Origin of the sequence: Rathayibacter sp. AY1C1, assembly GCF_002932105.1 — a bacterium.
GTDB lineage: Bacteria > Actinomycetota > Actinomycetes > Actinomycetales > Microbacteriaceae > Rathayibacter.
Map to the genome: position 1 here is coordinate 1 of NZ_PSWH01000050.1, position 19,437 is coordinate 19,437.

Genomic DNA, 19,437 nt, shown 5'->3' on the forward strand with positions numbered 1-19,437 from the left:
CCGCGGAGTGCTCATCGACACCAGCTGGCGCGGCGAGGTCGAGGTCACGCTCCTGGTTCAGGACCCCACCGCCGCCGGATTCACCTACGCCTACGGAGCCCCCGAGCAGCCGCAGACCGAGGAGGAGGCCGAGGAGGAGCGCGCCGAGAAGTCCGCGGAGCGCAAAGTGCTCATCGCCAACAACAAGGCGTGGAGCGCGGCCGAGAAGGTGCGCCGCGAGTGGATCGCGACCTTCCTCGCCCGCAAGACCCTCCCCAAGGACGCGGATCGCGTCATCGCCCTCGGTCTCACCGCTCACCGGTTCGCGGTGTCCTCCGGGATGACGGGCGGCAGCGACCTCGCGCACACGCTGCTGCGCATCGAGCGTCCCTCCGGCTACCGCGCCGACGCCCTCGCAGCGCTCGTCGAGGCGAACCCCGCGAAGGCCCGCCTGGTCGCGCTGGCCGTCGTGCTCGGAGGTCAGGAGGCGCACACGAGCAAGGAGTCCTGGCGTCGCGGCGACGAGCGCACGGCCGAGCACTTCCGCCAGCTCGCGGCCTGGGGTTACGCGCTCTCCCCGGTCGAGCAGGTCGTCACCGGCGACAGCACCCCCGCCGACGCCGCAGGGCTCAGCTAGCCCCATCCGGCGGGGACCGGCTCGCGCCGGTCCCCGCCGCCCTCCGGCCGCGGTGCGGGCCGACCCGAAACGGGTCGGCCCGCACGAGGGGGAGACCCCCTCGCCCCCCAGCCAGCTCATTCACTCCTGAGAGTGAACGAGTAAGGAAGGAGATGAAGCAGGGTCAGGCGCGGGGCCGTGGGCGCGGCTTGCGCTTCTTGCCCGAGCGGATGTTGCGGTTCTCGATCACGCCCACGACGGCGAGGCAGGTCGCGACGGCGACGAGGAGGACCCAGCCGAGGACGTTGAACCACTGCCCCGTGAACGCCGCGTACGTCTGCTCGCCGGCAATCGCGAAGAGCATCAGCGACAGCCCGAACCAGACCATGCCGTTGCTGATCAACGCAGCTCGAGCCAGGGGAGTGCGGGGAGTGGTCATGGCGTCACTGTGACACCGCCGACTGGGACTGCCCCCAACACGCGGGCCGTCTTACGCTGACCCTTGCCGCGTCGAGCGGCTCAACGCCCCTGCTCCGCTGCGGCGGACCCCGCCATTCGCCCCGATTGGCCGAGGGACCGCCGGCCGTCCTCGGCGCGAGTGCGAGTCATCGCCCTGCCGAGGCCGGCTGCCGGCGGCGCTGCGTCCGCCGCATCGCCGGGAACCGGCGCATCGCGCTCTCCGTCAGCATCGCCCGCGACAGAGTTCCAGTACCCAGCCGGTCCCACGCCAGACGGGTGATCGGCAGGTTCCGGCAGAAGATGTCGTGGAACCACGCCCGCGGCAGGTAGCCGTCCGTGTACAGGTCGTGGAAGTACGTCGCGACCGCCTCTTTCATCAGCAGATCCGCACACGCCTGCGCCGCGGCCGGCGGCAGGCGGAAGAACTGCACCGCTGTCACCACCCGCACCGTCCACAGCGACACGCTGCCCAGCGTGCAGGCGAGGAAGAAGATCGAGAGGAACCACTGCCAGCCCTCGACGGCGGCGCCGAAGCTCGCCACCGTTAGAAGCGCCGGGAGCACCAGGCTCGCCACCGCGTACGGGATCGCGGAGAACTGCGAGCGGCGCTCCGCTGCGCGAAGTGCCGCCCCGGCATAGCCGGCGTCGCCCAGCTCGCCCGCGAGCGTCGGGCATCGAGTCGTCACCGTGAGCGACTCCGGGACCGGCGTGCCGCGCAGGTGCCGTTCGTCCAGAGCCCGATGCAGCGCCACATCGCGCAGCTCGTTGTCATCGGCGCCCGTCAGAAACCCCTCCGCCACCGAGTACTGATGCGCGACGAACGCCAGCAGCTCCGTCGACGGGTCGACCCACTCGTCACCGTCCCCGAAGGCGGCCGCGGCAGGGGAGTAGCGGACCATTTTCCCGCCGCGCGAGAACACCGACCGCGCGACCGCCGAGCGCACGCGCTCACGATCGCTACCGTCCTCAGCCGCCGCGATCAGCCCGCCGAGCCGGCCCCACGGTCCGCGGTGCAGGGCTGTCATCTGCCGTACGGCACTCACCGGCTCACCTCCCGCTCGACGCTCATCGGAGCGTCCACGGTAGCGCCGCGCTAGTGCGCGGCTTCGTACGCTTCGACCACCTGTGCTGAGATGCGGCCGCGGGGAGAGACCTCGTGGCCGTTCTCGGCCGCCCACTCCCGAATCGCCTTCAACCGCTCGGGGTCGCTCTTCCCGCGAGTGTGAGACGAGGAGTCGGCGTTGCTGTCCCGGCGCACGCGGCGGCCGGCGGTGATGTACTTGTCGAACACGTCGCTCAGTTTGGCGGCGTTCTCCGCCGACAGATCAATCTCGTAGTTCGCGCCATCGATCGAGAAGGCGACGGTTCCACCGTCATCCTCGATCGCAGAGCCGTCCAGGTCATCGATGAGAGTCAGCTTCTGTGCCATCAGGGTATCTCCAAACAGAGGGAAAGAACGATCGATTCGTTTATACCAGTTGGCTGGTACGAAGCGACTGACCCATGCTGTGCACCGAGAACATCGTGCGGATCAAGCGATCGCTACGGAGTGGAGGCTGCGCGCGTCTCTCCTCGGAACCTGATTCTTGCGTGGGCGCCTGCCATGTAGGAAAATCCACAACATGACACCTTTCACTGACCAAGAAATTATTGCGCGAGTTGCCGGGCACGCGACGCAGGCCGTAGGAGAGCTCAGCGACTTCGTCCAGCGAGCTGAACTTGCGGTCGCTCTGGTTATTGCGTTGCGAGACGCGCTCTATAACGAGCTAACGTCGGGCGCCGCGCCGGGTGGGCGGGAGTGGGAAGTTCGGCAACTTGATGCACTGAGAGACGCTGCTGAGCACTATCGCACCGAGGCGGAACGAGTTGCAAAGGGCTAGGAGACGCCCTAACTAACCGAACGTGCGCGTTCGAGCGGGTCCGTTACGTTGGCTGGCGGTCCCAGTCGCAGGGTGTTTCACTGGTATCGGTGAAATGTGTGATCTGCGGTGGCCTGTCACGCAGTGGGTCGACCACAATGCGTCAGTAAGGCTGAACATTTGAATACAGCGCGGCCAGTGATCTTATGCCTTCGTCGTCCTAGAAAGATATCTCCCTTCGCATGCAAAAGGGGCGAAACGCCTAACGGCGCTCCGCCCCTTTTGTGATCGCTAAACGGTCTGGCTGATTGTTCCGCCAGGGTTCCGGCTCGCCGTGTGCTTAGTCACGAACTTTCCCGTCGACGCCGAGCGGTGGACGAGCTTCGAGGCCCCGGTTCCCGACCCGACGCGCTCCGTGGTGGTTCTGCTCGGCCGACGAGCGGCCGACGTCTTGCTCACGAAGCGGCCAGACGAAGCGGAGCGGCTTACTGAGCGACCCATGGGAGGCTCCTTTCCTGGTTGGCGGGTAGTACCCCGCTGGTTCTCATCACTTGGTTCGGCGCACGGTCGTCGTGATGGTCACGCGCACCGGCACCTTGACGGGCTTCGTGCGGACGATCCGCACAACGCGCCTGGTTGCCATGTCGACTCCTCTCAGGAGCTGAGCCTGAGTGGAGAGCCGTCGTGCGACGGCTGAGAACCCCAGTAGTCTGTGTCTGTCGAGATCTGACTACGCTCAGGACTTGCAGGGTCAACCGTTCGCGCGGTTGGCCCTTTTTTGTTCGTACATCATCAGCGTAGCGCGGTGGTAAATCGTGCGCAAGTCGACGCACACCTTTCCACCCAAGCCCAACCTTCCCGCGGTGACGCAGATGTAGCATGGATACATGGCAGCGAAGACGCGAACAAATTACCAGCATGAGGGTGGTCTCCAGGATGCGCTGATCGACCTCGTGCGGGTCGGCATGGCCGGCTACGGCCCAGGAGTCCGGCAGATCGCATCCCGGCTACTGCGATCGCTTCCACCCGAGGTGCACGAGTCGGAAGAGTTTCGCGGCATGCTGCGAGAGGTCCTGAGTGCTGCGTCGCCGGCTCACGCTCTCCGTTTCGCCCCCGGCGAGGTCCCGCAGGACGCCGAGACGAACACACTGGTCGACGTTGACCCGAACCCGTCAGGTGCGGCTCTCGTTCTCGCGCCCGCCGCGATGAGCGAACTCGAGGAGATCGTCGCGGAACGCGAACGAAGCGACGAACTGGAGCGAGCGGGAATCACTCCGACGCGCGCGCTTCTGCTGAGCGGTGAGCCTGGAGTGGGCAAGACCCTCGCAGCGCGATGGCTGGCGGAGAAGATCGGAGTGCCCCTCGTCTCACTCGATCTTGCATCGGTCGTCTCTAGCTATCTCGGCTCATCCGGCCGAAATATAAAGTCGGTGCTCGAATATGCACAATCCGGGCCGTGCGTGCTTCTGCTTGATGAATTTGACGCAGTCGCAAAGCGTCGCGACGACGATACTGACGTCGGTGAGTTGAAGCGCATCGTGAACGTTCTTCTTGTAGAACTAGACAAATGGTCCAGTACCAGCTTGCTCGTTGCGGCGACAAACCATCCACAATTGCTGGATCCGGCGATCAACCGCCGCTTCGATCGGTCGATCGAACTTCAAGTACCAACTTTACGAGAACGGAAGATCATTCTCCAAAATCTAGCCAACGGCTCGGCGTCGTCAAAGGTGATCGATGTCATGGCCGAGGTCACCACTGACGAAACTGGGTCTGGGCTCTCCCGACTGTGGGGAACAATCCTACGTCGCTCCGTTTTGCACGGCACCCCGGTCGATGACGAAGTCATTAGAGCGGCACTGGTCAAAAACCCCGAGTCGGGTAAAAGCAGAGACCTCGCCTGGCATATCGCGTCCCAAGACCTCAATCTCTCGGCTAGACAAATTGCTCAACTAGCCGGAGTCACCCACCCAACAGTAACAGCAGCGTTGCGCCGTATAAAGGGATCTGAAAATGGCTGAAAGTAGACCAGGCAACCCTCTCCTGGTAAATGGCGAGGCCTTGCGGCTTAACGTGACCCCTCCGAAGTCTGGTGGCGGAACCAAGTACAACCCTCAAAAGCTGGATGCCGCGCGAGCACTGCTGGTGCCCATGGTGGAGCAAGCCGTGAAATCGGTGGCGGAGCTACCCATCGAGTTGCGTGCAGACCGGGTCTACTTGGAGGCGCGACTCCTACCGAACTACATATCAGCGTCGAGCTTTCCGACAGACTTGCTCGCCCAGATCGGTGCTGTTCCAGTTGGTTCTCGCGCCGACGTCGGCGTGTATAAGACAAAAACGCGAAAACCAAAAACGGTCGGCACTCGACGGATAATCGTATCTGTCGACGATTCGGGATTAGCGAAACTTGGTGAGCTGACGCAATCCGGAGGGACTTCGAAAGAAGAACGGAAAGCGGTGGAAGATGACTTGATCAAGTTTGATTTCATAGCTCTGTCGGAGCCGGCGACCCCGAACTATGCCGAGGAGTCTCGCCTGTGGGAGGCGGTTCTGCATCCCGAACCCGGCGTTGGCAGGGCTCAGGCGTCCGCTGGCAACGCTGTCCTCGATAAGTGGTCGAATTGGATTCGTCTTCTCGACGGAAAGGTTAATGACCAATACATCCGAAGGGTAGGGGGCCTCACCTTCACGTCGGTTGAGTTGCCGCCCGAGGCGCTTGTCGAAGCGCGAAGGTTCAATCCGTTAAGGGTCATCCGTCCGATGCCACAGATACGTCCTTTCCCTGGCGTCCAGCTCCGGGACTTCGCGCCGTTCGTGGCGGCGGCGACCGACCGGCCGAGATCTGAGAAGTTTCGAGTGGCGGTCTTCGACGGCGGCCTTGGTCGCACAACGCCTCTCTTCCCCGATGCGTCGATAGATCTGACAAGCGCCGCGTCAACGCCCCATGCAATTCAACACGGAACGGCGGTTACGGGCGCAACGATGTACGGACTTGCGAACCCTGGCGAAGGGGGCGAGCAGCTTGCGCTCCCCGTGGACAGCTTCCGCGTGCTCCCGCCCCCTATTGCTGAAAACGATCCGGACGGCTACTGGGTCCTCGATCAAATTAGAAATATTGTGGAGAGGGGCGAACACAAGATTGTGAATCTGAGTCTCGGTCCGGCCGAGCCGCTAGACGACGACCAGGAGCCGAATCTTTGGACCAGCACGCTCGACCAGCTTGCTTGGGAGAAGGATGTTCTCTTCGTTGTTGCTGCGGGAAATCACGGCGACCAGGACGAACTTACGGGTCTTGATCGCATTGAAGCTCCAGCTGATATGGCAAACGGATTGAGCGTTGGGGCTGTCGATAAGCCCGCGCCGCAAAAGAAATGGGCACGAGCGCCTTATTCGTCCAAGGGGCCGGGTCGGCAAGGTAATCGCATCCAGCCGACGGGCGTGCAGTTCGGGGGAGTGGCAGATCAGCCCTTCCCGATACTCCGTGCTGACGGAAGTTTTGGAGCGTCGCAAGGCACGAGCTTTGCTGCACCGCTGGTGACCCACGCGCTGTCCGGACTGGCGGCATCCCTGCCAGTGCCGACCCCCAGTGTCTTGCGAGCTTTTGTCGCGCATTTCACAGAGCGGCACACCCAGTACAAGAAGCGCCGCGCCGAGTTTGGGTATGGACGAATTCCACTAAAGTTCGACTCTGCCTTAGAGAGTTCGGAGGACGAGGCTCACGTCTTGTACGTGGATTCTATCGAGCGTGACGTGACGCTCGGTTTTCAGATTCCCGTACCTACTCGGCATCAGGGGCCGGTTGAAATCAGCGTCACTTTGGCGTTCGCTTCGTCCGTCGATCCTGCGGAACCTACGGACTACACGCGAGGCACCCTTGATCTCGTACTGAGGCCGCACTCGCACCGATTCGTCTTTCATGCCCCAAAGGATCAGCCAAGCGCAGATCAGATCCTTGATGACCGCTCACCAGCCGCGCTCGATCTTCTCGAGCATGACTGGACCCAAGGCGGCGCTCCTCTCACAGCGGGGTTAGGAGCAGGCGCATTCATCCCCGAGCACCAATTGAGAGACGAAGGTAAATGGGAAACGCTTCGTCACGCCAGGTTGAAGCTCAAGCCCGGGGAAGTCGAGGATCCTTGGGTCGAGGTGTCCTATGTGGCCCGTCGTGCCGGGAGTCTCGACCTCGGACCGTCCACACTTCCGTTCTGCCTCCTCGTGACTGTGCGCGATACATCCGGTACTGGGACCTTGTACCGGCTGGTTACGACACAGTTCCAAGCGCTGAAGCCTCTAGTGCAAATCGCCTCGCAGGTGAGGGTGAAATGAAAGCATTGTTCTAGTGAGGGGTGGCCGAACACTCAGCTCCGACGACGAGGTGATTGCCTCGGTCATTGGTCCGGAGGCTTGCTCCGCCGCGATGGCTGCATGGCGGGGGCGCGAGTGCGAACCCAGAACGGGCGTGGGTCGGCACTACGGCCACCCTCTGTTTGCGGCCAGTATCGCCGTGCCACCGGCCGTTGAGACGCTGCCAGCGGACCGGCGACGATGAACCGGCCGCTTCGGCGAGGCTCGTCACAAAAAGGGCGGCCTTCGGCCGCCGCGGGGCTAGGAGGCCTGTGCGTCCTCGGTGTCGAGCCAACGGAGGAGGTTCCGTCTGCGGACCTGCTTCACCTCGAAGGCGACGTTTCGCTCGCGCTGCACGGCTTCGGTCGCCTCCGTCTGGGCATCCGACATGCGACGCGACACCTCAGCGGCGATGGCGTCATAGTCATTCTCGTGGACCAAGTTCGTCATAATCTGACCTCCGTAGCCGCTACGATACTCCTTCTCCGTCCGGTTGAGCCGGCGAGCGTACGGAATTTCGCTGCTGCAGTCGGTTGGTCATCGTCGTCCCGAGGGCGAGCGCTTCCGCTGTGGCCAGGAGGTGCGCCAGCACCTCAATCATCCGAAGGTCGAGTTCGGTCAGATCTCCGACCGACGTCGCGTTGGCGCTCAGGACCCCGAACGGTACTTGATCCGTCCGCACCGCCACGGTGATGAATGTCTTGTAGATGCGTTCGCGATCTAAATCGATTCCGGGCTGTTTCGTGGTGGCGAGATCCTCCACAAACAGCGGAGTACCGGTATCGAGGACGCTCCAGATCGCATTGTCTCGACTTTCGCCCTCGGTGAAGGTTTCGCGAGGACGGTCCAATCTGTTTTTCTCCCCAATGAAGGGGAAAGCCTTCAGAATGCGATTGGTTGAGGGGCTTTCGTCGCTTGCGGCGGGAATATCATCCAGATTATCAAGCCGGAAGTAGGAGATTCGAACAGAGTCTGCTTTGACGAGTTTTGGCCACGTCGCCAGCAAAGCCGCCGTCGTAGTGCCAAGGGTTGAACGTCTCTGCTCCTGTGAATTGCCAGCCATTGTCTGAACGAGTAGTGCTGCTGGCTTAAAGCCGCCATGCATCGTGGCCATCGTCCGTACTCTTTCTGCGTCCAGCTGCTTTGCTAGATCTTGCTTCTCGGCCGCATCCTTCTGCTTGACTGCGGATGCGTTTCGGCTCTTTAGCAGGGTCACTACGCCAACAAAGACGGCACAGATAAGTACGGCGATGCGAGAGGGAAGCTCGAGGTCTGTCTTTGTGGCCAGCCAAGTGACGAAGGTGGCTACCGCCAGCAGCAGCGCTCCGACAAGTTGAAGAACGTCGTACAGGTGGGACCGATCCACGACGGTCTTCGTTTGAGCTTGGGCCATAGCGTCAAGGTATCGATGTCAGCGAGGTTCGTCCAGCAACGTTTTAGACCGAAACCGATGTTAGATCGCACTCATGGGCTGGTGAGTTGACGGCGGGCTTGACTCGACTCGGGTCTCGCTGTTTCGAGCCCTGTTCTAGGCCGCTTTGACTCGATCGTCTTTCGTCGTCGCACTCAACGACCCGCCTCGCGATCTGCATCCCCGAAGCGTTCCACTCGTCCGGGCAAGGCTGGACTCGCTGAAAACGATCGTTTGCGAGCAGGCCGAGGCCGCGTAGCGCGGCTGACGTTTGTGGATGTTGCCGCTCAGTGGCGGCGTTCTGACGCCGCTTCGTGGCGCAGTTCGGCGTCAGCGGTCTTCGGTCAGGTGGCGGTAGATGGTGCCGCGAGAGACACCGAAGGTGTCTGCGATCTGCTGGACCGTGTAGGTCTTCTCGTCGTACATCGCGCGAGCCTGCTTCGCCTTCGTGGGCGTCATCTTGAAACGCCCGCCGCCCTTGCGTCCGCGAGCGCGAGCGGCGGCGAGGCCGTCGTGGGTGCGTTCCACGATGAGGTCGTGTTCGAACTCTGCGATCGCGGCGAGCATGTGGAAGAACAGTCGCCCGCCGGGAGTGGTCGTGTCGATGCCTTGCGAGAGCGCCTTCAAGCCCACCCCCCGCTGCTGCAGATCGTCGGCCACCTCTTTCAGGTTCCGCACCGACCGGCCGAGACGGTCGAGCTTGGTCACCACGAGGGAGTCGCCCTCACGCAGATAGTCGAGCGCTTTGCCGAACTCGGGTCGCTTCGCGAGCACCCCGGAGGCGTGCTCCACGAACACCTTCTCGCAGCCGGCGGCCGTCAGCGCGTCAGTCTGCGCATCCGGGTTCTGGTCCCTGGTCGAGACTCGGGCGTATCCGATCGATGCCATGGGCCGACTGTACTGTGGACGTGCCTCGCGGTACGTAGCTCTCGGACACGAGCCGTTGAACACGACTCGCCGGACGGTGGAGTGGTCCTGGGCGGTGTGCCACCGACATTCGTTTACGGGAGCTCGTTGTGAGAGCCCGTGATGATCTGGCACACGCTGCTGGCGGTGCAGTCGGCGGGGTCGAGTGCGCGGCTCGCGTCGAGGGCGTGCTCCAGCTCGGTTTCCAGGATCGCGAGTTCTCGCTGTCGGGCGCGGACGTCATCGAGCCTGCTGGTGAGCAGGGTGGTGACGTGCTCGCAGGGCGTTTCTCCGGCCTGTCGGAGGGCGAGGACGCTGCTGATGTCGGTGAGGGTCAGGCCGGCGGTCTGGGACGCTCGGATGAATCGCAACCGAGAAGCGTCGTCGTCGTCGTACTGCCGGTATCCGTTCGTCTCCCGCTCAGGGAAGGGCAGGAGTCCTTGACGTTCGTAGAACCGGATCGTCTGTGCGCTCACTCCGGTGGTGCGGGCAAGTTCTCCGATTCGCATGACCTCATTCCACCACTTGACCTTGTAGTCGGGTGCAGGGTTTACGGTCGGGTCGTGGAAATCACCTTGCAGTACTTCGATGGATGCCCGAACTGGACGGTCGCCGCTGCGCGCCTCGCGGACCTCGCTCAGGACCGGCCCGATCTGACTGTGACGCCGTTGTTGGTGGAGTCGGTGGAGCAGGCGGAAGCGATAGGTTTCCACGGTTCGCCGAGCCTGGTGGTGGACGGCGCTGACCTGTTCCCCGACTCGAACGCGACGATCGGGCTCGCCTGCCGCATCTACGTCACACCCGACGGGCTCGCGGGCGCGCCGACGATGGAGCAGCTGCGCTCCGCCCTCTCCGCCGCATGAGCGCGGGGAGTGCGACCGCGACGAACGCTGCCGGCGGGAAGGAGCATGCGATGAGCGAGGAGTTCGACCTGTTCGTCATCGGTGCCGGGATGGCTGGCACGACGGCTGCGAACAAGTGCGCTGCTCAGGGCTGGCGCGTGGGCATCGTGGACGCCCTTCCCTATGGAGGGACGTGCGCGTTGCGGGGCTGTGATCCGAAGAAGATCCTCCGGCGTGGAGCGGAAGTCATCGACGCCGCCCACCTGATGCGCGGCAAGGGCATCACCGAGGGCGCGGTGTCGATCGACTGGCCGGCGCTGATGGCCCACAAGCGAGGATTCACCGATGGGGTCCCTCAGGGAATGGAGGACGAGCTCGTCGGGAACGGGGTCGCGACCTTCCACGGCAGCGCCCGGTTCGCCGGCCCGAACGAGATCGACGTCGACGGGACGCGACACCAGGCGAAGAGGTTCCTCATCGCCTCCGGCGCCCGCCCGCGGCCGCTGACGTTCTCGGGGCATGAGCACTTGATCGACAGCAGCGACTTCCTCGAGCTCGACCGGCTTCCGGAGCGGATCGTGTTCGTGGGCGGCGGGTTCATCTCGTTCGAGTTCGCGCACATCGCCGCCCGCGCCGGAACGAGCTGCGTGATCATCGATCACGGCGAGCACCCGTTGAAGGAATTCGACCCGGACCTCGTCGACCTGCTCGTGGAGCGCACCAGGAGCACGGGCATCTCCGTGCAGCTCGCCACCACCATCCGCAGCGTCACTGCCACCGCAGCGGGTCTCGACGTCGCGCTCGAGCGCGACGGTGAGACGTTCGTGATCGGCGCCGACCTCGTGGTGCACGGCGCCGGGCGAGTGGCGAACCTCGACGGCCTGAACCTGGACGCCGCGAACATCGCCTCCACCCCCCGCGGAATCACGGTCACCGGACACCTTCAAAGCACCACCAACCCCGCGGTCTACGCGGCCGGCGACTGCGCCGACACGCCAGGAAGACCCCTGACCCCGGTCGCCGTGTTCGAGGGCAAGGTCGCAGCCTCCAACATGCTCAAGGGCACCACCACGACCCCCGACTACACGGCCGTGCCCACCACCGTGTTCACCATCCCCGAACTCAACCGCGTCGGCGCCCTCGAACGCGACGCGAGAGCCAGCGGCGCGGACATCACCGTGCGACACCTCGACACCAGCGACTGGTACTCCAACTACCGCATCGGCGAGACGACCGCCGCGACGAAGATCATCATCGACAAGGCAACCGACACGATCCTCGGCGCACACCTCCTCGGCCCCGGCTACGCCGAACTGATCAACATCCTCAGTCTCGCCATCAAGCTCCGCCTCACCACCCGGCAGCTGAAATCGATGACCGCCACCTACCCCTCCCTCGGCTCCGACCTCGGCTCCATGCTCTAGCTGCTCCCGTTCCGCACCAGACCCGAGCGGGGAGAACCCGCCGGGAGGATGATCGGACCATGCCCATCGATGCTTGCGAGACGCGACCCACTCGCGTCAGCGTTCGCCTACGTAAACCGCCTCTGCCGGAGGGCTGGGACCGCCGACACGATCAGCTCCCATGACCGTTGACACCCGAGTCGTCTGCTCCTGCTGCGGCAAGCTCCGCAACAGGCGTCACGTCCACGCCCTCAACGGAGGCGCCGCGTACGTGTGCCGCCGCTGCGGTCTCTGGATAGCTCTACGCCCACACGACGACGGCCAGCACGCACCCTCCCGCTAGCTCACCTCTCACCACGAACCCCCCACGCAACCATTGAGCTCACACGACACGGAACGGCATCAAAACGCCGCCACCAAATGTCGAGATTCACAGGGGAGAAGCGACCCTACTGCTACGCGCGTCGCCTGGTCTCGCTGGTGTTGCGTTGGGGTGTACCCGAAATGACATGTCCGCGGTGGTCACCTGGTTGCGGATCGTGGCTTCGGTGAGCTGTACTCAAATCGGGATGGGACGTTCTCGATTCGGTCGATCGCATCGGTTACCGTCGCTAGATGAGGCAAAGATCCGTCAGATGGCGTTGGCTAGGCGCTGCGGCCGTAGCAGTGGCCCTGGTGGTTGTCGTCTGGGCCGACATCCGAGGATATTGTGGCGACACGCCGGCTGGCTCTTCTGCGATGAGTAGCTGTGTCTCGGGACCGGCGGTAGGAGTTCCCGGGGCCTTGGTGATCACGGTGGTCGGCATCGTCTTCGTCGTCTACTCGACGTATCGAGCTGTGCGAAGAAGTCAGGGCCACGACGAGGCGAGGGTGTCTCCGTCGTCGTGACCCTGGGTAGAACAGGCCGTCCAGCAGCTAACTGGTCACCTCCTCAAGGGTGATGTCGGTCGGCAGCTCCTCGCCTTCCGTGGGTGCGACCTGAGCGAAGCCCGTTGGGGCTGCCCCTTCCGCCGCTCGGCCTGCCGTGTCGGATGTCGCCCGGTAGAGGCCGGCGGTACCGCCTGTCACGTAGAACTGAGTGCTGAGATCGCCCTCGAGGCCTGATGGAGTCAGGTAGAGCAGGTAGGTCTCGCCGGGGATGAGCAGCGGAGCGGGACCTTCCTGCGCTTCGGACCCCAGCTGACGAACCTGCACCGTTGATCCAGGAGGAAGATCTCGATCCGTCTTGGCGGCTGTGATGACGTCGAGGGTGGAGACGGTGAACTCGGTCTCGGGCGTGATGTCGGCAGCCGCCTTCTGGCCGGTGACGGTTGCCACGACGACGGTAGAGCTGGCCTCCGACAGGCTTGCTTCCGATGCGTACAGCTCGACTCGTGAGCCGTGAGCTCCGGACTGGTCGCCGGTGGTGCTCGTGGTCGATGTGCAGGCGCTCAGGGCTGTAGCGATGGTCAACGCGACGATTGCGGCGCCGGACTTGATGAAGCGATGGTGAGTCATTCGGTCCTCCTAGTAGAGAGCGTTGATGCCGGTGACCTCGTCGGAGGTCAGACCGGTGACGCCAGCGCTGTAGGCCGACGACGCGCTGGTGTACATCACTCGCGCGCGAGTAGTCACATGGTCAAGACCGAGCGCGTGACCGATTTCGTGCTGCCAGACCACCTTCAGTCGCGTCGCCGGTTCGAGACCGGCCAGGTAGTACTGGTTGATCCGCACGGTCGCGGAGTTGGTGCTGCCGAAGGGGCACGTCCAGTTGGCGTTCGCCTCGTAGCCGGTCGCGCCGTAGTTCGAGTTCTGAGCCTTGAACGTCGGCCCGCTCTCGTCCACGGTGGAGAGGTTGACGTCCGTGCCGCTCGTGTACTGGTTGCGCGCGTAACTGAATGCTGTTCGGAAATTGCCGTTCACGTAGCGCCAGTCGATTCGCAGGTCGCCGGTGCTCCATTTGCAGCCTGTGGTCGTGTAGGCGAAGGCGGGGGCCGGTGCTGCGATCGTGCCGATCACGAGCCCTAACGCGATGGCGAGAGCGGCGAGCCTTCCGCGCTTCTTGCGATCGTTGTGGATAACGCTTTGTTGCATTTTTCCTCCAATATTGATCGCGAGCCGCCGACGTTGGCTGCTGTGATTGCGCTCAGGGTAGGCGTCCAGGAGCGCGCATACAGTCGGGTAAAGAGGGGACAATTCGGGGGACGGCGGCGTTTGTTCACCTCCGCGCTGGGTGCAGAGTGCGGCATGCCCGGCGTTGCGTTGGGGCCGACCCCAGCTGGGCGCTTGACGCGTCATGTCGGTGTCGTAGTCACGAGGGCGCTCGTGAAGGGCGGGCTACGCTCGATGTGTGGATCCGACTCTTGCTGCGTTGTTGGGTGCGGGGTTGGGAGCTGTTGCCACCGCGACCGTTCCGTTTCTCACTGTTCGCGCTCGTCGGCGCGATGATGCGGCGGCGCAGCGACGCACCGACACGCTGGCTTTCCTGGATGTCGTGATCCGGATGGTCAAGGCGCGAGGTGTCCAGGATTGGCGGCTGTTCTCCAGCACGCATTCGGAGGCCGTGGTCGCACTTGAGCGGATGCTCATCGGTGCTCCGGCGCGGGATGTCGATCACTTGCAGCGCGTCGCCAATTTTGCGTTTGAGCGTGCGACGAAAGACGAGAACGTGACGCTTGCGACAGTTGGTGTCGAGGCGATGTCCGAGGTACTCCGTCGCTGGTGTCGCGGAGAGCTCAAGGGGCGAGCGATTGCCGACGCTTTCGAGCCTGCGCTCGACGTGCAGTTCGCTAAGCGAGGCGTCAGGGGAGCGTGATCGCCACGCCTCTCTGGCGCGCAGTGGAGGGCAACCAGGATCACGGACGCGCGGTGGTGTGGCTCGGTGCCTACGAGCAAGCTCTCATCAAGCAAACGACCGCGCCTGTGCCGCCGCAGCCGACTGTGGTTCCGCCGGCGATCCGGAAGGTAACCAACGGCCCAGACGTCGATGGTTTTCTCGTCATTGTCGCGCTGGACGATCGGGTGCCGCAGGGTTCGCTGAACGTTCGAAGCGACACGCTGCCGGCGTTCATCACGCTTTGACGCACGTCCTCGGCGTCAAAACACGGTCGCGGAGCTGGCCGAGCAGTACGGCGTGGGCCGCGCGACCGTCTACCGCGCCCTCGACCGGGCGAAGGCGAAGGGTGACGCTCACCGAGACGCGGGACGAGCTGGTCGCCTGAACGAGAGGACCCCCGCGAGCGTGATGCTCGGCGGGGGTCACCATCGCGACGAGGCGGTCGTCGCGCGTTGCCACGCTACTCGACGCTCGCTGTTCACTCCGGTTCGTCGTCCCAGGTGATCAGCGGCGGTCGTTGGACGATGCGGGGCATGGGTCCGGTGTTGTCGATCGTGCGGGTGATGCGGTGGTAGCCGGCGGCGTGCGCGATGGCGGTGAGTGCGTGCAGCGCGTGTTCGTAGTCGAGGTGTTCCGTGATGTGGCGGAGCGAGACGTGCGTGCCTTCCGCGAGGGAGTTCGCGAGTCCGAGGATCGCGAGCTGGTCGCTGCTGAGGTCGGCGCGTCCGTGGAGCGCGCGGTCGTAGTCGACGGCGTAGACGTCCCAGGCGTTGTCGTGCAGGATCCACGGCTCGTCGGCGTTCGCGAGGCCGGTGCGGATGAGCAGTTCGGTTGCTGCCTCGCGGCCGTTGTCACCGGCAGCCCACGCGCGCAGCTCGTCGTCCGGGTATGCGGCTGTCATGCGGGTTCCCGTCGTGTCGGTTGCACTGCTGCTGGTGCCCATTCTCTGAGGCCATCCGTCCGATAAGCAGAGCGTCAGCCGGAGGGGCGAGGCCGTCATGTGTGACCCGGAGGGTCATCCCCGAAGGGGACGCGGAGCGCTCTTGACGGTCTCGATCCGGAGGCCAGAGTGCCGCGTCGGATGGACGGCCGGACGTGACGAACGCGCTACAGGCCAGCGCGTCTCGTCGTGCATCATCCGCCGTGCTCCGGTGCGGGCGCAGGCGTCTCCTCCGTCGCACGTCGGGTGGACCGTCGAGCGCGAGGAGCTGCGCCGATGGTGCCGGGAGCGCGGGCTCCGGTGGCGCGCAGTTCCTTGTCGCTCCACCCGGAGGCGAGTGCCGCGTTCCACGCTTTGCTGTGGGCGTCGCGTGCGTCCTTCGCTGCCTGGTCCGCGGTGTCGACGTCGTTGGTCGCCGCGACGAGGACACGCACTGCTGCGACCCGTTCTTCGACGGACCGCTCGATCAGTTCGCGTGCGGAGGCGGCTGCGGTGTCCGGGTCGATTCTCTTGTCTGCCATGCCGCCAGGTTAAACGAGTCGCGCTGCGACCACCACTCCCGATCCTGCTGCGCGGATCGAGCGCCAGCCACCTTCGGCGGCGAAGCGCTTTCGATTCCAATCGGAGGAGCAAGCTGTCCGTTTACCGCTGGTAAATGGCTTGCCGGGCTGGCGCTGCGCTTGGCCCGGGTGCACACTGGTCGTGTGGTCCCCGCTGGTTGGCGGGTTCGCTGCGCTGGCTTGGAAGGGCGGTGGTTCGGGTGTCGGATGGGAATCCTCGACGGTTGTTCGCTCGGAAGCGCCGCGAGAACGCGACGGAGGGCGCGCGCGAGAAGTACTACCGCGTGTACGTCACCGCCGAGGAGGACGCGGCGTTGCAGGCTCGTGCTGTGGTGGCTGGCGACATCACCGTCCCGCGGTTGCTGTTCGAGTCCGCGATGAACGCGCAGGTGCGTACCGATGCGGAGTGGAAGAGCGTTGTGGCTGAGCTGATGCAGGTACGCGCCGATTTGGGCGGCATGGCGAGGAACCTCAACCAGCTCGCCCGGTTCGCGAACACCGAGGGTCAGTTCCCGGCGCAGGTCGAGGAGTTCCGTGCGCAGTTCGCGGCGTTGGTGCCGCAGATCAGTGCAGCGTGCCGGTCGGTGGCGGGCAAGTGATCCCGAACGTCACGTACGGCTCGCAGATGGGGGGGCTGATGAGCTATCTCGCCGGCCCTGGCCGTTCGAACGAGCACACGGAGCAGCATCTGATCGCGGGGGATTCCGCGATCATGGCGCTGTACGGGTACGAGGTTCTGGACCGTGCTGCCGCGTTGGCGATCGCGCGTGATCTTGACGAGCCGGCGGAGCTCTACGGCACGAAGGTCATGCGGTCCGTGAAGCAGTTCAACCGCGAGACAGGCGAGCCGATCATGGACCCCGCGACGGGCAAGCAGGCCGTCGTCAAGCAGGACGCTCACGTGTGGCACTGCTCGCTCTCCCTCAGCGCCGAGGAGGGCTCGTTGACGGATGAGAAGTGGGGTGCGATCGCCACCGATTTCGTGCAGCGTATGGGCTTCGCGGGCGATGACATCGGAAAGGCGAACGCGCGATGGGTCGCCGTTCGTCACGGTGTGTCGAAGAACGGGAACGACCACATCCACATCGCTGTTTCCCTCGTCCGTGAGGACGGGACGAAGGCGCACATCCCCTACGACAAGCGCCTGAGTCAGAAGGTCTGCCGCGAGTTGGAACGCGATCACGGACTGACGCAGCTCCACCCCGAGGGGCGTGAACTGGGGGAGCGCGGGGTCGTCCCCGGAGCGCGCGAGGCGGCACGCTCGCGCAGCGCCCTCGAGCCGGACGTGCGCCGCTTGGAGCGCAGCGTCCGAGCTGCCGCGTCGTCCAGCGTGGACGAGGGCGAGTTCGTGCGCCGGATGCGTCAAGAGGGACTGCTGGTGCGCCCGCGGTTCGCGGTCGGACGCAACGACGTCGTGCAGGGCTACAGCGTGGCGTTGCGACCCGAGAAGGACGAGCCGGTGCGCTGGCACGGAGGAGGGACGCTCGCCCGCGACCTCACCCTCCCGCGGCTGCGCGAAAGCTGGCCGGACGACCCCACGAAGGCGACGGAGGCTGCCGAGGAGTGGCGTGCGACGTCGAAGAATCCGTGGCGGTACGAGCCCGTCAATCCCGGCCGTGAGGTCACCGCGCCCTCGCCCGAGCTGTTCGAGTCGTACGCGGCGGATATGAGCCGGCTGCACGACTACATCACCTCCGTGGACCCCTCCGATCGGGCGACGTGGGCACACGTCGCCCGCGAAACCGCCGGGGCCTATGCTGCGTGGTCGCGGCGGATGGAACCGACGCCCGGGCCGCTCGCGGATGCTGCGCGATCGCTCGCCCGGTCGGCGCACCTGCGCGCGGACGAGTCCCGGCCCCGGCCCGCAGGGATGCCCTCCAGCGCATCGTCTACCGCGCTGATCCTCGCGATGGCCGGAACGAAGAACACCGCCGCCGCTGAGCTGCTGCTCTTCCGCCAGCTCGCCGTCACGAGCCGAGCGATCATGCGCGCTCACAAAGCCGCCGGAGACGCACGACGATCGGCCGAGCTCGCGTCGACGCTCACCCGCCAGTTGTCGCAGGTTCGCGACGGCTACCAGAGAGTCGTCGCGACGCAGCGCGCGACGGAGAACGAGCAGAAGTGGCAGGCCCTCCCCGAGGAGCTGAAAGACATTCGCCGGCTCTCCGAGGCCAACTTCGGAAGCGGTAGCCCCGTTCCGAACACGCTCACTCCGCGGGAGAAGGAGAGCGAGGAAGCGACGCTCGCGAAGCGCGCTCGAGAGCTGCGCGAGAGGCCCGGTCAGGACCGCGGCGACCGCGGCCGCTAGACGATTCACGACGGCAAGGGGGAGGAAGTCATGAGTGACGACGAGGTCGGCCAGGAAGTCGGTCAGAACGTGAGGGTCGCGTTGACGATCGCGATGCAGATGGGCGAGAAGTTCGCCCGACTGCGCGAGGAGATGGCCCGCGATGCGCAGGCCCGTTCTGCGGCGCAGGCGCGCGAGCTGTCGGCCCGGTTCGACGCCGAGCGAAGCGCAGCACGAGCGAGCTTGCAGGTCGTCGACCGGCCCGACTGGTGGGAACGCGCGAGCGTCCAGGACATCGCCAAGGTCGCGGAGACGGCGCAGGCGTGGAAGGGTCACGATCCGATCGCAGAACGCGCCGCTGCCGTCGTGCAGCGCGAGGTAATGGAGCGCTACGGCGTTGACACCGCCGTGCTGCGCGACGCCGCCGGGCAGGGGAAGTCGGAGCTGGACCTGGCGAAAGAATGGGCCGCGAACTCCGCACCGGAGCACTACCACCGCCACGACGACAACCGCCTCACCATGCAGGTAGGCGACCACACCGAGCCGGACGTGAACGCGGAGCGCGCGCTTGTCACCGACTACCGTGCTGCTTTAGCCGGCGACATCGCGACCATCGAGCTGTCCGCGGCCGAGGAGTGGAAGCGCGACACCGACCCCGCCGGGTTCCAGGACTACCGGGTGCAGACGTCGATCGACTGGAGCAACGCCGCTCAGGTCGGCACCCCCGACCCTGCTGTCGTGGCCGCTGCGCGAGCCGTGCTGGTCGAGGAGTGGAAGGACGCGGTAGCCCCGGAGCGCGCTCGTGCCGGCGCCGAGGTGACGCAGGCGCAGCAGCTCATCGCGGAAGCCGATCGGCTCGACCGAGCCAGCGACGCCCGCGGTGACGCCGCCGCTCGAGAAACTTCCGGCGCGGCCGACGTCGACAGCGGTCCGTCGAACATGGCAGCCCAGCTCGAAGCGCGCGCGATCGACTACGACCGCGACGCTGCCGCCGGCGGCACCGCTGACGCGACTCC

General features: G+C 65.0%; 21 protein-coding genes and 1 pseudogene. 11 read left to right on the forward strand and 11 right to left on the reverse strand.

Annotation, left to right across the window (positions count from 1 at the left end; all coding sequences use genetic code 11):
* A pseudogene (locus C5C71_RS17720) lies at positions 1–616 on the forward strand (chromosome partitioning protein); the annotation flags it as partial.
* A 163-nt stretch (positions 617–779) separates the two neighbouring features.
* On the opposite strand, the gene C5C71_RS16310 reads toward C5C71_RS17720, so the two are convergent.
* The 3 genes from C5C71_RS16310 to C5C71_RS16320 form a co-directional block, all read right to left on the reverse strand.
* Positions 780–1,034: a hypothetical protein gene (locus tag C5C71_RS16310; RefSeq protein ID WP_146084510.1), complete on the reverse strand. Its 255-nt coding sequence runs from the start codon at positions 1,032–1,034 to the stop codon at positions 780–782.
* A 166-nt stretch (positions 1,035–1,200) separates the two neighbouring features.
* Positions 1,201–2,079, reverse strand: a complete 879-nt coding sequence (locus C5C71_RS16315; RefSeq protein ID WP_104338088.1) for a hypothetical protein — start codon at positions 2,077–2,079, stop codon at positions 1,201–1,203.
* Between the two features lie 68 nt (positions 2,080–2,147).
* On the reverse strand, positions 2,148–2,483 hold the full coding sequence (locus C5C71_RS16320; RefSeq protein ID WP_104338089.1) for an Lsr2 family protein: 336 nt from the start codon (positions 2,481–2,483) through the stop codon (positions 2,148–2,150).
* A 1,317-nt stretch (positions 2,484–3,800) separates the two neighbouring features.
* Between C5C71_RS16320 and C5C71_RS16330 the strand changes: the two genes are divergently transcribed.
* Together C5C71_RS16330 and C5C71_RS16335 are read left to right on the forward strand one after the other, a co-directional pair.
* On the forward strand, positions 3,801–4,934 hold the full coding sequence (locus tag C5C71_RS16330; protein ID WP_104338090.1) for an AAA family ATPase: 1,134 nt from the start codon (positions 3,801–3,803) through the stop codon (positions 4,932–4,934).
* Positions 4,927–7,239 carry a S8 family peptidase gene (locus tag C5C71_RS16335; RefSeq protein ID WP_104338091.1) on the forward strand — a complete coding sequence of 771 codons (2,313 nt, stop codon included), beginning with the start codon at positions 4,927–4,929 and terminating at the stop codon, positions 7,237–7,239. Before C5C71_RS16330 ends, C5C71_RS16335 begins: the two co-directional genes overlap by 8 nt.
* Positions 7,240–7,518: 279 nt before the next feature.
* Here the strand turns inward: C5C71_RS16335 and C5C71_RS16340 are convergent, their stop codons facing one another.
* The 4 genes from C5C71_RS16340 to C5C71_RS16355 all read right to left on the reverse strand — a co-directional run bounded on the left by C5C71_RS16340 (position 7,519) and on the right by C5C71_RS16355 (position 10,287).
* Positions 7,519–7,707, reverse strand: a complete 189-nt coding sequence (locus C5C71_RS16340) for a hypothetical protein (protein ID WP_104338092.1) — start codon at positions 7,705–7,707, stop codon at positions 7,519–7,521.
* Between the two features lie 19 nt (positions 7,708–7,726).
* Complete coding sequence (locus tag C5C71_RS17390) at positions 7,727–8,650, reverse strand: GAF domain-containing protein (RefSeq protein WP_146084511.1); 924 nt, start codon at positions 8,648–8,650, stop codon at positions 7,727–7,729.
* A 348-nt stretch (positions 8,651–8,998) separates the two neighbouring features.
* Positions 8,999–9,556 (reverse strand): recombinase family protein, encoded by a 558-nt coding sequence (locus C5C71_RS16350; protein ID WP_104338094.1) that lies wholly within the window; start codon positions 9,554–9,556, stop codon positions 8,999–9,001.
* A gap of 113 nt (positions 9,557–9,669) precedes the next feature.
* Positions 9,670–10,287, reverse strand: a complete 618-nt coding sequence (locus tag C5C71_RS16355) for a heavy metal-responsive transcriptional regulator (RefSeq protein WP_258068754.1) — start codon at positions 10,285–10,287, stop codon at positions 9,670–9,672.
* A gap of 15 nt (positions 10,288–10,302) precedes the next feature.
* On the opposite strand from C5C71_RS16355, the gene C5C71_RS18015 reads away from it, so the two are divergent.
* Positions 10,303–10,437 carry a hypothetical protein gene (locus C5C71_RS18015; protein ID WP_258068755.1) on the forward strand — a complete coding sequence of 45 codons (135 nt, stop codon included), beginning with the start codon at positions 10,303–10,305 and terminating at the stop codon, positions 10,435–10,437.
* A 50-nt stretch (positions 10,438–10,487) separates the two neighbouring features.
* Positions 10,488–11,840, forward strand: a complete 1,353-nt coding sequence (locus C5C71_RS16365) for an NAD(P)/FAD-dependent oxidoreductase (RefSeq protein ID WP_104338096.1) — start codon at positions 10,488–10,490, stop codon at positions 11,838–11,840.
* Between the two features lie 894 nt (positions 11,841–12,734).
* On the opposite strand, the gene C5C71_RS16370 is transcribed toward C5C71_RS16365, so the two are convergent.
* Positions 12,735–13,316, reverse strand: a complete 582-nt coding sequence (locus C5C71_RS16370; RefSeq protein ID WP_104338097.1) for a hypothetical protein — start codon at positions 13,314–13,316, stop codon at positions 12,735–12,737.
* A 9-nt stretch (positions 13,317–13,325) separates the two neighbouring features.
* A complete protein-coding gene (locus C5C71_RS16375; protein ID WP_181065747.1) occupies positions 13,326–13,892 on the reverse strand; it encodes a matrixin family metalloprotease in 567 nt (188 codons plus the stop codon).
* Between the two features lie 256 nt (positions 13,893–14,148).
* On the opposite strand from C5C71_RS16375, the gene C5C71_RS16380 reads away from it, so the two are divergent.
* The 3 genes from C5C71_RS16380 to C5C71_RS16390 are packed head-to-tail and all read left to right on the forward strand — an operon-like array spanning position 14,149 to position 15,138.
* Positions 14,149–14,613 carry a hypothetical protein gene (locus C5C71_RS16380; protein WP_146084512.1) on the forward strand — a complete coding sequence of 155 codons (465 nt, stop codon included), beginning with the start codon at positions 14,149–14,151 and terminating at the stop codon, positions 14,611–14,613.
* Positions 14,610–14,879, forward strand: coding sequence for a hypothetical protein (locus tag C5C71_RS16385; RefSeq protein ID WP_146084513.1), 270 nt, complete (start codon positions 14,610–14,612; stop codon positions 14,877–14,879). Before C5C71_RS16380 ends, C5C71_RS16385 begins: the two co-directional genes overlap by 4 nt.
* Positions 14,880–14,913: 34 nt before the next feature.
* Positions 14,914–15,138, forward strand: coding sequence for a hypothetical protein (locus C5C71_RS16390; RefSeq protein WP_104338101.1), 225 nt, complete (start codon positions 14,914–14,916; stop codon positions 15,136–15,138).
* Here the strand turns inward: C5C71_RS16390 and C5C71_RS16395 are convergent.
* Both C5C71_RS16395 and C5C71_RS16400 read right to left on the reverse strand, forming a co-directional pair.
* Positions 15,113–15,535, reverse strand: a complete 423-nt coding sequence (locus C5C71_RS16395; protein ID WP_104338102.1) for a hypothetical protein — start codon at positions 15,533–15,535, stop codon at positions 15,113–15,115. The genes C5C71_RS16390 and C5C71_RS16395 overlap by 26 nt on opposite strands.
* A gap of 233 nt (positions 15,536–15,768) precedes the next feature.
* Positions 15,769–16,095, reverse strand: coding sequence for a hypothetical protein (locus C5C71_RS16400; RefSeq protein ID WP_146084514.1), 327 nt, complete (start codon positions 16,093–16,095; stop codon positions 15,769–15,771).
* Positions 16,096–16,358: 263 nt separating this feature from the next.
* On the opposite strand from C5C71_RS16400, the gene mobC reads away from it, so the two are divergent.
* The 3 genes from mobC to C5C71_RS16415 all read left to right on the forward strand — a co-directional run.
* A complete protein-coding gene (mobC, locus tag C5C71_RS16405; RefSeq protein WP_181065749.1) occupies positions 16,359–16,733 on the forward strand; it encodes a plasmid mobilization relaxosome protein MobC in 375 nt (124 codons plus the stop codon).
* Entirely contained in the window at positions 16,730–18,442 is a 1,713-nt protein-coding gene (locus C5C71_RS16410) for a relaxase/mobilization nuclease domain-containing protein (RefSeq protein ID WP_146084515.1), read from the forward strand. The genes mobC and C5C71_RS16410 overlap by 4 nt, the downstream gene beginning before the upstream one ends.
* Positions 18,443–18,472: 30 nt before the next feature.
* The coding region (locus tag C5C71_RS16415) for a hypothetical protein (RefSeq protein ID WP_104338106.1) at positions 18,473–19,437 on the forward strand (965 nt) is incomplete at its 3' end.

Coding starts and splice junctions, on each gene's coding strand:
- C5C71_RS16400 (WP_146084514.1), bottom strand. CDS start 16,095: ATGGCAGACAAGAGAATCGACCCGGACACCGCAGCCGCCTCCGCACGC.
- C5C71_RS17390 (WP_146084511.1), bottom strand. CDS start 8,650: ATGGCCCAAGCTCAAACGAAGACCGTCGTGGATCGGTCCCACCTGTAC.
- C5C71_RS16340 (WP_104338092.1), bottom strand. CDS start 7,707: ATGACGAACTTGGTCCACGAGAATGACTATGACGCCATCGCCGCTGAG.
- C5C71_RS16320 (WP_104338089.1), bottom strand. CDS start 2,483: ATGGCACAGAAGCTGACTCTCATCGATGACCTGGACGGCTCTGCGATC.
- C5C71_RS16370 (WP_104338097.1), bottom strand. CDS start 13,316: ATGACTCACCATCGCTTCATCAAGTCCGGCGCCGCAATCGTCGCGTTG.
- C5C71_RS16350 (WP_104338094.1), bottom strand. CDS start 9,556: ATGGCATCGATCGGATACGCCCGAGTCTCGACCAGGGACCAGAACCCG.
- C5C71_RS16365 (WP_104338096.1), top strand. CDS start 10,488: ATGAGCGAGGAGTTCGACCTGTTCGTCATCGGTGCCGGGATGGCTGGC.
- C5C71_RS16310 (WP_146084510.1), bottom strand. CDS start 1,034: ATGACCACTCCCCGCACTCCCCTGGCTCGAGCTGCGTTGATCAGCAAC.
- C5C71_RS16395 (WP_104338102.1), bottom strand. CDS start 15,535: ATGACAGCCGCATACCCGGACGACGAGCTGCGCGCGTGGGCTGCCGGT.
- C5C71_RS16315 (WP_104338088.1), bottom strand. CDS start 2,079: ATGACAGCCCTGCACCGCGGACCGTGGGGCCGGCTCGGCGGGCTGATC.
- C5C71_RS16335 (WP_104338091.1), top strand. CDS start 4,927: ATGGCTGAAAGTAGACCAGGCAACCCTCTCCTGGTAAATGGCGAGGCC.
- C5C71_RS16375 (WP_181065747.1), bottom strand. CDS start 13,892: ATGCAACAAAGCGTTATCCACAACGATCGCAAGAAGCGCGGAAGGCTC.
- C5C71_RS16330 (WP_104338090.1), top strand. CDS start 3,801: ATGGCAGCGAAGACGCGAACAAATTACCAGCATGAGGGTGGTCTCCAG.